The sequence below is a fragment of the Spirosoma koreense genome (assembly GCF_054777875.1).
Genome location: NZ_BAAHAC010000003.1, coordinates 523,473 through 537,650 on the forward strand (window position 1 = coordinate 523,473; position 14,178 = coordinate 537,650).

Annotated in this window: 13 protein-coding genes; 6 read left to right on the forward strand and 7 right to left on the reverse strand. The window is 53.0% G+C overall.

Annotated features, from left to right (window positions below):
- The first annotated feature begins 24 nt into the window (after positions 1–24).
- Positions 25–744 carry an outer membrane lipoprotein-sorting protein gene (locus ACYVC2_RS05640; protein ID WP_461101322.1) on the forward strand — a complete coding sequence of 240 codons (720 nt, stop codon included), beginning with the start codon at positions 25–27 and terminating at the stop codon, positions 742–744.
- A 128-nt stretch (positions 745–872) separates the two neighbouring features.
- Here ACYVC2_RS05640 and ACYVC2_RS05645 read toward each other — a convergent pair whose 3' ends face one another.
- From ACYVC2_RS05645 to ACYVC2_RS05670, 6 genes are all read right to left on the reverse strand, one after another.
- Complete coding sequence (locus ACYVC2_RS05645) at positions 873–1,505, reverse strand: LuxR C-terminal-related transcriptional regulator (RefSeq protein ID WP_461101323.1); 633 nt, start codon at positions 1,503–1,505, stop codon at positions 873–875.
- A 222-nt stretch (positions 1,506–1,727) separates the two neighbouring features.
- On the reverse strand, positions 1,728–2,534 hold the full coding sequence (locus ACYVC2_RS05650) for a TetR/AcrR family transcriptional regulator (protein ID WP_461101324.1): 807 nt from the start codon (positions 2,532–2,534) through the stop codon (positions 1,728–1,730).
- A 94-nt stretch (positions 2,535–2,628) separates the two neighbouring features.
- Positions 2,629–5,970 (reverse strand): Ig-like domain-containing protein, encoded by a 3,342-nt coding sequence (locus ACYVC2_RS05655; protein WP_461101325.1) that lies wholly within the window; start codon positions 5,968–5,970, stop codon positions 2,629–2,631.
- A gap of 49 nt (positions 5,971–6,019) precedes the next feature.
- A complete protein-coding gene (locus ACYVC2_RS05660; protein WP_461101326.1) occupies positions 6,020–6,790 on the reverse strand; it encodes a hypothetical protein in 771 nt (256 codons plus the stop codon).
- Positions 6,791–7,061: 271 nt separating this feature from the next.
- Positions 7,062–7,778, reverse strand: a complete 717-nt coding sequence (locus ACYVC2_RS05665; protein ID WP_461101327.1) for a C1q-like domain-containing protein — start codon at positions 7,776–7,778, stop codon at positions 7,062–7,064.
- A gap of 625 nt (positions 7,779–8,403) precedes the next feature.
- Positions 8,404–8,532 carry a hypothetical protein gene (locus ACYVC2_RS05670; RefSeq protein ID WP_461101328.1) on the reverse strand — a complete coding sequence of 43 codons (129 nt, stop codon included), beginning with the start codon at positions 8,530–8,532 and terminating at the stop codon, positions 8,404–8,406.
- A gap of 211 nt (positions 8,533–8,743) precedes the next feature.
- On the opposite strand from ACYVC2_RS05670, the gene ACYVC2_RS05675 reads away from it, so the two are divergent.
- Positions 8,744–9,133 (forward strand): DoxX family protein, encoded by a 390-nt coding sequence (locus ACYVC2_RS05675; protein WP_461101329.1) that lies wholly within the window; start codon positions 8,744–8,746, stop codon positions 9,131–9,133.
- Between the two features lie 246 nt (positions 9,134–9,379).
- Here the strand turns inward: ACYVC2_RS05675 and ACYVC2_RS05680 are convergent, their stop codons facing one another.
- The gene (locus ACYVC2_RS05680) at positions 9,380–9,934 is read right to left on the reverse strand and encodes an RNA polymerase sigma factor (RefSeq protein ID WP_461101330.1); all 555 of its coding nucleotides are present in this window, start codon (positions 9,932–9,934) and stop codon (positions 9,380–9,382) included.
- A 732-nt stretch (positions 9,935–10,666) separates the two neighbouring features.
- Between ACYVC2_RS05680 and ACYVC2_RS05685 the strand changes: the two genes are divergently transcribed.
- The 4 genes from ACYVC2_RS05685 to ACYVC2_RS05700 form a co-directional block, all read left to right on the forward strand.
- Positions 10,667–11,431 (forward strand): complement C1q domain-containing protein, encoded by a 765-nt coding sequence (locus ACYVC2_RS05685; RefSeq protein ID WP_461101331.1) that lies wholly within the window; start codon positions 10,667–10,669, stop codon positions 11,429–11,431.
- Positions 11,432–11,591: 160 nt separating this feature from the next.
- Positions 11,592–12,263, forward strand: a complete 672-nt coding sequence (locus ACYVC2_RS05690) for a hypothetical protein (RefSeq protein ID WP_461101332.1) — start codon at positions 11,592–11,594, stop codon at positions 12,261–12,263.
- A gap of 291 nt (positions 12,264–12,554) precedes the next feature.
- On the forward strand, positions 12,555–13,772 hold the full coding sequence (locus ACYVC2_RS05695) for a hypothetical protein (RefSeq protein WP_461101333.1): 1,218 nt from the start codon (positions 12,555–12,557) through the stop codon (positions 13,770–13,772).
- 80 nt (positions 13,773–13,852) lie between these two features.
- The coding region (locus ACYVC2_RS05700) for a hypothetical protein (protein WP_461101334.1) at positions 13,853–14,178 on the forward strand (326 nt) is incomplete at its 3' end.

Here is a 14,178-nt window from a genome sequence, read left to right on the forward strand (position 1 = left end):
CTTAACCAATAATCACGTTAAAGAATGAAAACCAATAAGATCCTGGCCGCTGCGCTGGCCCTTTGTGTCTCGGCGGGTGCTTACGCCCAAACCCTGGATGAGATCGTCGACAAACACGTAGCGGCCCTGGGCGGCATCGACAAACTGAACAGCGTGAAAACCCTGTATACCGAACGGTCGCTGTCGTTGCAGGGAATGGACATCCCGACCAAGTCGACGGTGCTGGTCGGTAAAGCCCTGCGCACGGAGTCGTTGGTGATGGGCAATTCCATGATTATGGTAGTCGACGGAACCTCGGGCTGGATGGTTCGACCAGCCATGATGGGCGGCACGGGCGATCCGGAAGAGATGCCCGCCGACCAACTGAAGCAGCAACTGGGGCAGCTCGATCCGTTCGGGCCGCTGGTCAACTACAAAGAGAAAGGCAATCAGGTCGAGCTGGTCGGTAAAGAAAAGGTAGACGGCAAGGATACGTACCACCTGAAAATAACGACCAAAGCTGGCCAGGCTTTCGATGAGTATCTGGACACCAGCACCTATCTGGTCAGCAAGGTTAGTTCGACAATGAACGGCCAGCCGGGTGAAATTATGCTCTCCGACTACAAAGACAAGGACGGGATCAAATTTGCGAACACAATGGAAATGGCAACCCCGCAGGCGGGTAATCTGACGTTCACTACGGAAAAGGTTACCATTAATCCCCCGGTGGATGAGGCTATTTTTAAGAAACCGGCCAAGAAATAGGGGAAATTTGCTTATCCCTGAAGAACGCTTTCCTGCCCGGTTTAATCCATAAAGCACCCAGTTGGTCCCGCTTACCGAAAATAGCGGGACCAACTGGGTGCTTTGTTAGCATACCTCGCCGTTTGGGCCTAGTTCGAATAAACGTCTACTTTATGGAGCAGTTCGACCATACTCTCGACGGCCAGTTTTTCGAAGATGCGTTTTTTTACCGTGCTGACGGTGTTTTGCTTGAGGTGCAGACTGGCCGCTATTTCCTTCGTCCATTTTCCTTCCCGTAATAAATGCAACACTTTCTGTTCGCCGGGCGATAAAGTTTCCAGCGGGTTCTCGCCCGGCAGAAACCCGGTCCGGCCGAGGTTGTTTACCAGGCTTCTTCCGACGGCTGGGCTGACGTAACGTTCCTGATTCATCAGTGTCTGAATGGCTTGCTCGAATTCGGATTCCGGGGCTAGTTTCGACAAGTACCCGGCGGCACCTGCCTGTAGGGCGGGCAGGGCATAGCATTGTTCATCCAAACCGGAAAAGATCAAAATCCGGCCTGTGGGGTTGAGGGATCTGATCAACTGAATCGTCTGGCGGTAATCTGTACCAGCCAGCAGAAGATCGAGCACTACCAGGTCGGCTGGCTGTCGTTTCAGCGCGTCGACAACGGCCGGAAACGAGTCGCAGAGGATAGGGATAGCCTGGGGCAGAAAGGCCGCCAACTGGAATTGCAGGCTCCGCCGGATCATCGGATGAGCATCTGCGAGGATCAAGTTCATGTGAGGTTAGATTAAGTTACGGTTCAAGGGCCGGTGGTGCCAAAGCGATAACAAAAGCCATTGGACTGAAAAGTAACAAAATGTATCAATATGTGCATGGGATAAATTGTATATATATTATTCGGTTACTTACTGGGTTTACTGTGTCGGGAATGCCTAAATTCGTTACTGTGTTATTTACACTATCAAAAAATATGTATAGCCTTTGGTAAGTTCTGCCAGCTACCGTTTACCTGTATACGAGTTGGGCAGGTTCTCAGCATTGAGCTGATCCAGGAGGGAAGCTTCCCAGTGGCTTCCTGGCGTCGTGCGGGACTTTTGGATGGCCTGAAAAAGGCTTTTCAGCGCTATCTCGATCCGGTGCCATCCCGCTTCGCTTCGCAGGTCTATACCCAGCATGGGCCGGTCTGCATGGGCCAGAATCGTCAGATAAGACAAACCACCCAGCAGAATGGCCATCGTAGCCTGTGGGTCTTGCCCCGGGAAGTGCACACGCTGCAAAAGGTGGTCGACAAATTCGTTTAACTGAGCATTCTGAGCCTGCCTGAGTCGCGTGGTCAGCTCGTCTCCGTCGGTCAGGGCTGCTTTCAACAGTTCCCGGTCGCCTTTCGAGCACCGCAGTCCCCGAAACAACTGGGTTATCCGACTGGACCACAGGTTCAGTTCGTCTCCGGGCGGAAGAAATAAACGGTTATCCGGCTCATGGGAATACAAAGATGGATAGATCGGCCCCTGATGGATGTAATAGTCCAGCAGCCCTTCTACATTGCCGAAGTAGCGGTAGACCAGCACCTTGCTGACCTGCGCCCGCAAAGCGACCTCGCTGATAGTAATCCCGGTAAGGCCCTTTTCGGCAATGACAGCCTGCAATGCGCCAATGATGCGCCGTTTGGTACTCGATCGATTCCGTTTCTTTTCAAGTCTCATGTGTCTGTTTAGTAGGGTAAATACGTTGTCGGTGGGTAATGGTAGGGCGGCCATATTGCCGGTGCGGTGGTTGGGTAACCCGTTGTTAAATACGGGCCTCATGGCCGGTTAAGGAAAAATGAATCATAGCGGCTATCGCCGTGATAAGGGTCCGTAGAATCTTTTCACAGCGATAGCCGCAGGTAACTACTCGGATCTACTGCTGGAAGTAGTCGATCTTGTCCGCATCGTTGTTGTTGTCGATGATGACTTCATTGCCACTACCGGCCACGATCACCGTCGAGACCGTCAGCGTACCGGTCGTTGCGCCCGGCGTCAGCGTGCCTTCCAACCCGAAGCTCAACACGCCCCCGCCCGCAATCACCTGATTCGTCGTCAGGGTGTAGAACCCGCCGGAAGGACCACTGAGGCTCCAGACGCTGTTCTGCACCGACCGGCCACCAACGGTGGTGGCGGAGGGGGTGAAGTTCATCGTCACGCTCGGGTCTTTGCTGATCTTGACGGTGATCGGTCCGCTGGTTGCGATGCCGTTCAACTCGAAAACATCGACTACGTACGTGATATTGGTCGTGCCGCTGACCGTCGACGGCCGGGCGTAAATAACCGGCGTCAGATCCGGTGCAGGCGGAGCCACCAGGATGTACAGCGTCGCACTGGCGCAGGCCTGGGGCGTACCGTTGTCGCAGGTGGTGTACGGGAAATTCACCGGACCCGAATACCCCGGGGTGGGCACGAACTGATAACTGCCATCGGCATTGAGCGTCAGCGAACCCGCGGGTGTCGTCATCGTGCCGGGCGTAATGGTCTGGGTGTTGCCTTCGGGGTCCGTATCGTTCCCTTTCACACTGCCGCTTACCGGTGTGTTGTAGGTTGTGGTCACATAGTCGTCGGCCGCCAGGGTCGTGTTGGGGCTGCTCGGGGGCAGCACGTGGATCACTTCCTGAGCCGTCGTACACAGGCTCGTGGCCGCGTCGCACACCTGGTAGGTCAGCACATCGTCACCGTAATAGCCCGGATCGGGTGTGTAGATGATGTTCCCATCGGGGCCGACTGTGGCTGTGCCGTGGGTGGGCGGACTCACGATCGTGGGTGGATCTAACGTTCCGCTGGCCGTTTCTGGCCGGTCGTTGGCCCGCACATCGACGGTCACGCTCGCTGGGGTTGTCGGATCGCCTTTCACGCTGGCAATATCGACCAGAGCAACCGGCGGAGCGGGTGAGCTGACCGCTGGCGGATAGGGGAGAACGGTGATCACCAGGGGTTCGGTGGGGCAACCCGTGGTTTGGCCGGGTGCGCAGACTGGCACCGTATAGGTATAACTGCCTGGGGTCGTCCCCGTAAAGCTGTAGGTGCCATCCGGATTGATCGTAAGGGTGCCCCCGGTGGGGTTACCGGCCGATGCGGTAGGGGTTCCATAGGTCGTCCCCGCGGGTACTTTGTCGTTGGTGCTCACATTACCCGGTACTGGTATACCTACATAGGTAGTGTTGACGTCGGGGTTAGGTGTACTGGTCGGGGTGACCGTCACGGTAATGGTTGCCGTATTGGAGGTCTGTCCATCGACACCCTTAACGGTATACGATACGGCTGTCGCTACGCCGGAGAACGTAGGCAGAGGGGTAAACGTAACCACGCCCGTAACCGGATCGACCGCATAGCTGCCTTCACCGGCGATGGTCAGGGACGTAACGGGTAGCGAGGTGGCCGGATCGATCAGCCTGACGCTCGTCGGGTCCAGCGCCGAACCGCCGGGGGTGTCGTTGCTCAGCACATTGATGCCTACCGGTGTGCCGCTGCTGGTCGAGGCCACGTCGTTACTGGCCACGGGGGGCACCGCAAGAGCGTTCAACGTGGCCGTACCGGTATTGGCCGATTCCTGACCGGCGTTGTCGATGGCCACGAAGGGAATGCTCACCGGACTGCCATCATTGGTCGGATCGACCAGAACCGGTACCGTCGGGGCACCACTGCCATCCGTTGGTACGACAATACCGCCCAGCGGCAGCGACGTGTATACCGCTCCGTTGATCGTCAGGCTGGTAACGTTGGCCGGGAAAGCCGTGATGCGAATAGCCGTCACGCTCCCCGGAGCTGTGTCGGTGCTGGCACTGGTGCTGGTGAAGGCACCAGGTGGAACTGTCACCGGACTGCTGCCACCAGCGTTGGAGGCCGTCGCTGAGCCGCTACCGGCGGTAGGCAACTGTTCAATGCCGAAGTTCGAACCCGTCACTGGGCTGCTGCCCGTCGTCAGTTCAATTACCCCCAGAGTGGAGGATTGGGGAGCGGTGTTGCCGCTGCCAGCCGTCTCACCGGTGTTGACCCAGCCGGTGGGCAGGGGGCCGGGCGTGCTGGCTGTCGGGCTGTTGGTCAGCACCAGCTTGAGGCCGGTGGTGCTTGCTGGCGCTGTCAGGGTATAAGTGCCACTGGCGGAGATGGTGGTCGAGCCGACTACCGTACCGGTGGCATCGATCAGGTTGACATAGAGCGGAAGATTGACACCTGCCTCCGAGCCGTTTAGGGCCACATTGCCATCGGCATCGTTCCAGAGCTGACCCGATACGGTCACCGTTGGCGGACTGCCACAGACTGAAAAGCTGAGTGGGGTACTGCTGGCCGAACAGGTTCCTCCAATTGCCGTAATGTTGACGCCAGGCGTAAGTGTAGGGGCGGTACCGACTGAGTTATAGTTGACGGCATAAATATTGTAAGACCCCGTTACGGCCGGGGCGGCAACCGAGAGGGAAGTAACCGTCGACAGAATGGTACCACTCGCATCGGTCAGGGCATATTGGGTCGTGTAACCCGCTGTCGTATTATTACCGGCGTTGCTGAACAAGATCGGTGTGCCAGGGGCTACACAGGCACTACAGTTGGTACAGGTACGGCCAAGACTCATCGTGGCAGCATCTGGCAGGGCTTGTAATTTCCTTACCTGAATCAATCCGACATCCGGCGTCGGTATGGTAATGATCAAGGCCATACTAGAGCTTTGACAGACGCCAGGATTGGGAGCCGGGGCAAACCGCATCTGTTGCGGCAGGGGACCAAACAGGACACTAGTTCCATTGGCACAATTCATTACACCCAACTGGGCCTGGGTGACACTCCAGTTACTAATATTCAGACCAGCTCCACTTTGTGAGTAGGCGTACAATTCGTAGGTAACGCTACCATCAGCGGCCGGGGTCAGGTCATTGAGCATTAGAATCACATTGGTCGTATTGGTCCCGGCCGGAAAGTTTACATCGAAGGAGGTCGCATTGGTACCACTACCATTGGCATTGACCTGAGGATCGTGAATCGATTGACCACTGTAGGGTCCTGTCGCCCACGTCTCGATTCGATCGCCAAAGGTTGTGGCAGCCACGGCATCGACGGTTGCCAGCGTTCCATTCAGATTGGCCGTCATGCTGGTTACGGCACTATTAAACGTGAACGTAGACCAGACAGCCTGCGCCTGCAACTGCTTAACACTCAGCGTGAGTAAAAACAACAGTCCATAGATCAGGTAACTATATAAATGACGTTTATTTTTCATTGATGTACAGTAAAGATGTGTGCTAAATCAGCTGGAAATACCTCAAAAACTAGATCCGGATTAGCGAACCAGCATTAGCCGTACAGTCAACCAGACTACCCAATGTATACGCCGTATAGGTGTTGGGGACGAGGGGGTCTGTCGTGGTAATCGAACCCGCCGTTAGAGCACTGGCTCCGCCTAAAATCGAAGTTACGTCGACGGTCGAGGGAATGGCGACCCATTGGGTACCGTTCCAGCCGGCAATGGTGAGCTTGCTGAGGTCGTTGCCCGTCAGGCTACCCACCCCGCTGGGGCTGCTCCAGGTCAGGGTAATTTTGGTGGCATTGGTTCCGTCGATGTCCCAGTACTCCTTCGTGCTCACCGCCGAAAGCGAAGTGGCTTTGGTAGCCGAGGGGAATGGCCCGCCCGTGGGCAGCACGGGATAATTTCCCCCAGCCAGGCTGGAGGTCACCGCGCTGGTGGGATCGATGAAAAAGTAGGCACCCATCGTGCCATCGGCGGTCGCGGCAAAAGGCCCGAAGTGGGCATTATCACCGGTGGGGAAGATGAACTGACCCGTACCGAACTTGCGCACATAGCCATCGACATAGTTGGCATCGTTGGCGCCGGTATGAGTAGTGGCCGTCGTGGCGAAGTTGAGAATACCGAAAGGGGCCGTCCGTAAGGTGCCGATGATACCGGGCTGGGCACCCCCACCACCGGTGAGGAAGTTATGATTGCCGAAGAAGGTCATCTCGGCCCCATTGAAAATGGTGGTGTTACCCTGGCTACCTTCCTGAGCCTGGGCCGTTAGGGCCAGGATGAGCAATACCATCATAAAGGGTATACTCAGCCAACCCCACCGTCTGTGGTATGATTTATTCATAATAGATGACTTGTTGTTAAAGACGTTTGACATGATTTTGGGCCAACATAGAATAGCCGTAAAATCTTCACATAGGATTATACATTTTCATACCGGTCAGTCATTGATGGCTCTTTCATAAGCTAGTTCAATTACTGCCAGTCCAGCAATGACAGGTAGGTATCCTGACTAACGCAACTGTAGCTGGTCCACCTCCGTCATGCTTATAACACTGGGAGTATGGTTAGTCCGAAATTTTATACGCATAGAACGAGGATACTACCACTTGAAACGTGGTGCTTGCTCCTGCCGTGGCAGCCGCCGTTAGTACAACGGCATCCCCAGCATTCAACAGGACCAGATTAGACACGGAGGCTGAACTCGTCACGGCATTTATCTGCGAGCAGGCCTGCGCCACATTGGTAGTGCCATTGACCAGAATTTTCAGACAAGTCTGAGAAAAGGCAGGTGGCGTTGCGCTGATTGCATTGTTGTCGAATTGGGTTGACCCAAACACCTGATAAAGCCCAGTAACCGGTGCGACAAACGTTCCAGTCGATGGCGTGAAGGCGTTGGTTGGGTCGGTTGTTTCCGCTTGAAAGACAACAGGCGTATAGATGGATGGTAAAGACGATGTAGTCATGGTCTGGCGTACCTGCGTGACTGCACCCGCAAAGGCGGTGAGTTTTACATTTTGCCAGCTCCCTCCACCAACGGCGTCAGAGGTAAATACTTTTCCGGTTCCCTGGGTTCCATCGGCAATAGTGACCTGTCCCGTGGTTTTATCGACCGTGGTTTTGCGCCCGGTCGTGGAGGCTTCGACTTCTAAGTTATTATTGGCCCCAATGATAGTGGGGTTGGTACCGATTTTTACCTGGGCAAAAACGGAGGATGAAGCTGAAAAAAGAGCAACGATGGTCGCCGTAGCCAGGAGAGTTTTTGATAATAAAGATTTGTTCATGATCCTATTTTGGTTTAAATGCAGATTCAGTAAAAGTTGATCGTTTGAGGAGCGAGGGAGAATTGGAGTTAGCTTTTGACGGTTCTCAGCGCTTTTTTGACCTATTAGGGTTCAGATACAGCCTATCCATAAGCAAGCTGATTCTGTTGATAAACAGCTTGTTTGTGAGTAAAAACTAGATGTAACTACTACGAGACAAACCTAGGGAAGAGATCGCAATTTCTGTGTCGAATGATATCGACATGGTTTGTAGAATGAATTCTACGAGCAGTGATTGGTTACACGTTGTAACTGGTTGAGGGTTATAAATTGGCCCGGTCAGAGTCGTTTCCTTAAACGCATTTACCGAAAATCCAGATGGGGTAAAGAAGAAAAAGCAGGCGACCAAGGGCCACCTGCTTTCGTTCAACCACAACGAATAACCATCAAGGGGGCTTACCCCCATTACCTGCACAGGTAGACGCAGAAAATGAGCGGAGTAACAGTAGTCGCTGGAATTAAGTGGTTACACCGGCGTAGGTTGGCCTTTGTCCGAAACCTGTTTCCAAATGAGTGCTTTTGTCATCCTTGCATGGCCAGGATGACAAAAAACGGTTGCTAATCAGCGCCTGTGTTTCTCCGTATCCTACGGTTTATTCCGCCCACGGGCCGTGGTATCGATTTTTTCCTCCTGGAACAGGCTGATGGCGCTGGCTATGCAGACCAGGATCAGACAGAACGGAATAGTAAGCCAGTCGATGAGTTTTGTAAACATGTGATTAAGACGCCCGACGCGCACAAAGTAATGGGTATCGTACCGGCAGCCCCGATCGGATGTAGACACAGAATCGCCCCAATTGAAACCTCAGGCTCGGGGTGTTCGTTTGCTATACGCTCTAAACGTCGGCCAGGAGCCAAAACCTTAACCGAACTAAGTCGGTTATTCTACCCAGGGGGAATTCCTCAAAACCCTGCCAAACCACCTTATGAAGGATAAAACATTAACGAAAGCGGCCCGGATTTTACTGGGAGGGTCGCTCATTTTTGCCGGAGTCAGTCACCTGACCTTTGCCCGGAAAGCGTTCAGAGCCCAGGTGCCGGATTGGGTGCCGTTACCGATCGACGATACGGTCGTTTATTCGGGTTTTGCCGAAATTGCCCTGGGCAGTAGCCTGGTGCTGACCGACGAAGCGCATGAGCAGGCGCTGGGTAAGGTAGCTGCGGCTTTCTTCACGGCGGTTTTTCCGGGAAATATTTCTCAATACGTGCATGAACGGAGCGCATTCGGTCTGGATACCGACCAGAAACGGTTCGTCCGGCTGCTTTTCCAGCCCGCGCTGGTGTATTGGGCACTGAAAAGCACGAATAACGTGTAGCGCCGACATGTAGTAACGTGTGTGGAAATCCGTGTTACTACATGTCCGATAATAAATACTTCTCGGTAATCTGCGTGCCACTGTGGACATTCTTAAAACGGCAAACCGAATGGTATGTATTCGGGTATGCCCCTGCAGGACGGTCTGATCGCGTGCGTGTCGATTGTTTGCAGGGGTTTTGCATGGCGCCATGCAAAACCCCTGCGTTTGCTTAAACAAATGAACAAGCCCGTGTTTGCAGCATCCCTAAAGATTGGTTTGGGCGCTGTAATATACCCGCTGCACCCGGTCGCGACTGCGTTTCAGGCGCATCTTCACCACATCGACCCGCAAGTCGAACATCTCTGCCAGCTGCTTCAGACTCAGCCCCTCCTCATACTTCAGTCGTAAGAAGGTCTGCTCCCAGACCGAAACCTGCAACAGCGCCCGTTCGCGTCGCTGCAACTGCTCTTCGTATTCCTGAGCCTCCTGCGAATCGGCCAGCGAGCCGGTCAGTCGGTCATCGAAACTGAGCGGATTGAACCGCTGCGCGCCCCGCAGTTGATCCATGCAATAGTTGTGGGTGATGGAAAAAAGCCAGCTCGAAAAACGGGAGCGGTACTGGAAATGGCCCAGCTTGTCGAACACCTTGATAAAAATGTCGTGGGTCAGGTCACGCGCTTTTTCAGTGTCGTGGGTCAAACTCAGACACTGTCGGTAGACCTTATCGGCATACCGGCTATACAGTGCTTCCAGGCAGGGCGAGGATTGGCCGGACAAGTGCTGGCGGATCAGTTCCTCATCAGAATGTTTGTCGTTCATGAATAGTCAGGCAACAGGTTACGGTGGATGGATAGCAGAATACCGTCGGCGGATAAACCAGCCGGACCCCCGGACATCGAAGGCCTCTCAACGGCGAAAAACTTACCAGGTGTTACCGCTCAAACTTAAGCAGTTAGCCTGATGGCTGTTGGCGAATGAATTCTATCCAGTTTGTAGAATGATTTCTACAAAGGCATCGCGGACCGGTTCTGACGGTCGGAAAGGCAGAAAATGCTACTTATAAGCTAGTCAGATGTAGCCCGGTGGGTTCGGTTTTGGAGGCCGGCTAAAGCTAAGCGCGGGATGGTGCGTACGCGTTGCGTTTTTCTCACCGGATAAATCGGCCGTTGTGGCACCTCAACTGGCGTATATAAAGTACAGTGGCCGACCGTCCCGAAGTGGTCATACCCCGTAGGCAATGCTAATCAACAGGTGCCAGCCTGACCGCTGTACTCGAAGGAACGTCAGCCCGGTCGTGATACCCTGAAAAAGCAGACGAAATCGTCGGCAGTCCGAAAAAAGTATCCGTAGAGTTTGTAGAAATGTTTCTACAAACTGAGTAGAACTACCTCGACAACTAATCCGGAAAATCCTGTCTACGTTTGCGTAAACGCTGGTTAACAGGGTTTTGTAGAGCTGTAGGCTATTGACGAAGTGAGTAGACTTCCGATTCCGGGTCGTGACCGAAAACGTAACTGTCGTCTGATCTTATGTCAAATAAAACTTGTAATCATGCAACAAATCGATTCACAAAAAGTCCAAATCAATTCAAAACAAAAAAAGACCATGAAAGTCATGAAACGCGTATCCTCCACCTTTTTAACAGCCGCTGTTGCCGCTGCTCTGTTTGTCTCTTCATCGGCGATGGCGCAGGTGAAAATCGGTACCAATCCCACAACCATTGGGGCTAGTAGTAACTTAGAAGTCGAAGCAGCTACATCCGGCCGCAAAACCTCGGTCGATAAAACCACGGGGCAGGTTACCATTGCCGATGGCACGGAAGGAACCGGTAAAGTATTTACCTCCGATGCCAACGGGGGGGGAAGCTGGCAGAAACCGACACAGGATGTAGATGTACTGTTCAGTGTAGTTGCCACTGCGACCACATCCATTCCGACAGGTGCAGGAGTACCCGATACTAAAATAAACTATGGTGCTGCTGTTTTCGACAAAAACAACAGTTTTAATTTGGCAACAGACCAATTGACTATCCCAACTGCAGGCTTTTACTTATTCTCGGTCGGTATTCAACGGGCAGGCTCACCTGTTCCAACAAACTCGATATCCGGTTATATATATGTAAACGGTGCACGGAGAGAAGGTAATTTATGGGATTCAAATATAAATGCAGGTGAAGGCTATACCGTAACGACCACCCGCATTTTAAAACTTGCTGCTGGCGACGTAGTCGATGTGCGGGCTAAGGGCAACTTCGCCAATGATGTTCTTAACTCAGGCAGCGGTACCTTTCTTCAAGTGAGTAAGGTTTCTAACTAAGGACTATACGAATAGCTCCAATCACTTACGAGCCCCCAACATTGCTCGATCAGTTAAAAAATAATCCTATGTGCAGATTTTGCCACTATCCTATGTTGGCTCAAAATCATGTTACACGTCTTTAAAAACAAATCGAGTAAATCAATTAATTATGACGATCATGAAACGAGCATCCTCTACATTTCTGGTAGCCGCTACAGCCGCTGCCCTATTTGTCTCTTCATCGGCGATGGCGCAGGTGAAAATCGGGACTAACCCCACGACCATCGGGGCCAATAATAACTTAGAAATCGAAGCCTCCACAACTGGCCGGAAAACCTCGATCGATAAAACGACCGGACAGGTAACTATTAAAGACGGCACCGAGGGCGACGGTAAAATCTTGACCTCAGATGCAAATGGCGCGTCACACTGGGAATCGGCAACCTCTGCTTTTAGGGCAAAAAAAACCACCAGCCAAACCATAACTGCCCCTGCTAATAATAATGCATTTTTTGCTGTGGTAACAAACGATACTAAACCGCTTGATCAGGATAATTTATTTAACCTGGCAACCAGTCGATTTGTCGTCCAAAGACCAGGTACCTATATTTTTAGTGGAAACTATGTTTGGAATCAAACAGTCGCAACTGCATCTAGTATCGCCATCTTTAAAAATGGGGTATTTCTTTCAAATGTTGGCCAAGGTTATGCTGTTGGGGGCCCATATGGCTTAAGTATTACAGCGATTGATGTAGCCGTTATTGGCGATTTTTATGAGCTAAGAGCCAATGTGAATGTGGGCAGTATGACAATACTGTCAGGCGAATTTACTGGAACAAGGGTTAGATAATGTCAGTCACGTTTCAGCACTATACTTGGAAGATCCATTCTGATGAATAAGGTTTCGGGAAGGCTACTACTTAGCCATGTGAATGGAGCTAAAATAGCCTATTGACCGTCCTGAATTTCCCCCAACGCGAAGGCTATATAGCCCGTCAGGCTGGAAGTATTTGAGCTGACCTCTAAACGAATCGTTCATTATTGTTCGATCAGTTAAAAAATAATCCTATGTGTAGATTTTGCCACTATCCTATGTTGGCTCAAAATCACCTCACATGAATCTCAAAACAAGCCATTTATAATGAATAAACCATACTTCACTCCCGCCCGCCAGATGCGGAGATGGGTCAGCATTCCCCTGCTATTTGTCGGAATGCTTTGCCTGGCCCTAACGGCCCAGGCTCAGGAAGGATCTCAGGGTAATACCACCATTTTCAATGGGGCCGAGATGACCTTCTTCGGCAATCATAACTTCCTCACCGGTGGTGGGGGTACCCAGCCCGGTATCATCGGCACCTTACGGACGGCCCCCTTCGGTATTCTCAACTTCGCCACGACGGCCACTACCACTACGGGCGCCAACGATGCCAACCACGTCGATGGTTACGTACGCAAGTTCGGTACGAGTCAGTTCATCTTCCCCACCGGTGATAACGGCCACTTCGGTCCGTTTGCTGCGGCCGCCGATGGCACGATGGGTGCGTACTTCTTTACCGATCCTAACACGGCCATAACCTCGCAACTCGGCGGAGGAAACTATCCCGTACTGCCGTCAGGTGGGCCGTTCGATACGTTCTCGATGGCACCCGAAATAGGCGTGGTCAGCACCAAAGAATACTGGGACATCGACGGGTCCAATGCCACGAAAATCACTCTGACCTGGAGCGCGTTGAGTGATATAACGACCCTGACATCCAGCCAGCTAAGCCGCCTGACCATTGCCGGCTGGAACGGAACGCAGTGGGTGGCTATTCCATCTACGGTCGATGTTACGTCGGTGCTGGGGGGAGCGAGCGGACTAACGGCCGGATCGATCACGAGCGATGCCACCATTGTACCGGGTACGTTTGTGGCGTATACGTTTGCGTCGCTGGGTCCCGACCTGACGCCGGTCATCTTCGCTCGTCCCTCAACCGTCAACGGCACGAAACCCATTACGGTGGTGGTCGATGTCTTCGAATTACTGGGTGTTTCGACAGTAGGTACGGTTACGCTTCGGGTCAGTAAAGATCCTAAAACGGCCCTGACCTTCAACCCAACCGCTACTTCGGTCGGCGGCCGCCCGGTAAACAACAGCGCCTGGACTTTCGACGGCGTTTCGAATGCGAACTTCTACATCCTGAAAACTACCCAGGTGATTCCGGCTGGTGGCCAGCTCACGTTTGGTCTGGACGGTACTCTGACACCTGGTGCCACAAGCGGTACGCTAACGATCAGTACCGTTATCATCGGCGGTAGTGGTGGTGAAAGTCGGAGCGACAACAACGCCGATGCCGATAAGATCGATTTCTTCCAGTAAAAATTAGTACCTGTTTTCATAAAGTCCCCTGTAGCAGCGCCCGAAAAAGCGTTGCTACAGGGATAACCCATACTAAGATTATGAACAGATTTAAATTTGTACTAGCGAGTTTGTTAATGCTGGTGAGCCTGATGAGTCTGGCCCAGCCCGGAGGTGACCCTGCCGTCATCAGCACCAACTTACTGCCCGCCCCCATCGTCGGCGGGGTAGGTGCCCCCTTCTCGATGACCTTCGTCATCGGCAACAACGGCGCCGTACCCATTCGGGGCAACACTGCCGCCAACAAGATGGCCTTCGGCATCTGCCTCTCCAACGCCGACCTGCTGACGGGCAACCTGCTCACCGACATCACCGGCGACATCACCAACTTCTTCGATCTGACGCTCAACCCCGTCACCGGTTGCAT

Coding starts and splice junctions, on each gene's coding strand:
- ACYVC2_RS05640 (WP_461101322.1), top strand. CDS start 25: ATGAAAACCAATAAGATCCTGGCCGCTGCGCTGGCCCTTTGTGTCTCG.
- ACYVC2_RS05645 (WP_461101323.1), bottom strand. CDS start 1,505: ATGAACTTGATCCTCGCAGATGCTCATCCGATGATCCGGCGGAGCCTG.
- ACYVC2_RS05650 (WP_461101324.1), bottom strand. CDS start 2,534: ATGAGGCCCGTATTTAACAACGGGTTACCCAACCACCGCACCGGCAAT.
- ACYVC2_RS05655 (WP_461101325.1), bottom strand. CDS start 5,970: ATGAAAAATAAACGTCATTTATATAGTTACCTGATCTATGGACTGTTG.
- ACYVC2_RS05660 (WP_461101326.1), bottom strand. CDS start 6,790: ATGATGGTATTGCTCATCCTGGCCCTAACGGCCCAGGCTCAGGAAGGT.
- ACYVC2_RS05665 (WP_461101327.1), bottom strand. CDS start 7,778: ATGAACAAATCTTTATTATCAAAAACTCTCCTGGCTACGGCGACCATC.
- ACYVC2_RS05670 (WP_461101328.1), bottom strand. CDS start 8,532: ATGTTTACAAAACTCATCGACTGGCTTACTATTCCGTTCTGTCTGATC.
- ACYVC2_RS05675 (WP_461101329.1), top strand. CDS start 8,744: ATGAAGGATAAAACATTAACGAAAGCGGCCCGGATTTTACTGGGAGGG.
- ACYVC2_RS05680 (WP_461101330.1), bottom strand. CDS start 9,934: ATGAACGACAAACATTCTGATGAGGAACTGATCCGCCAGCACTTGTCC.
- ACYVC2_RS05685 (WP_461101331.1), top strand. CDS start 10,667: ATGCAACAAATCGATTCACAAAAAGTCCAAATCAATTCAAAACAAAAA.
- ACYVC2_RS05690 (WP_461101332.1), top strand. CDS start 11,592: ATGAAACGAGCATCCTCTACATTTCTGGTAGCCGCTACAGCCGCTGCC.
- ACYVC2_RS05695 (WP_461101333.1), top strand. CDS start 12,555: ATGAATAAACCATACTTCACTCCCGCCCGCCAGATGCGGAGATGGGTC.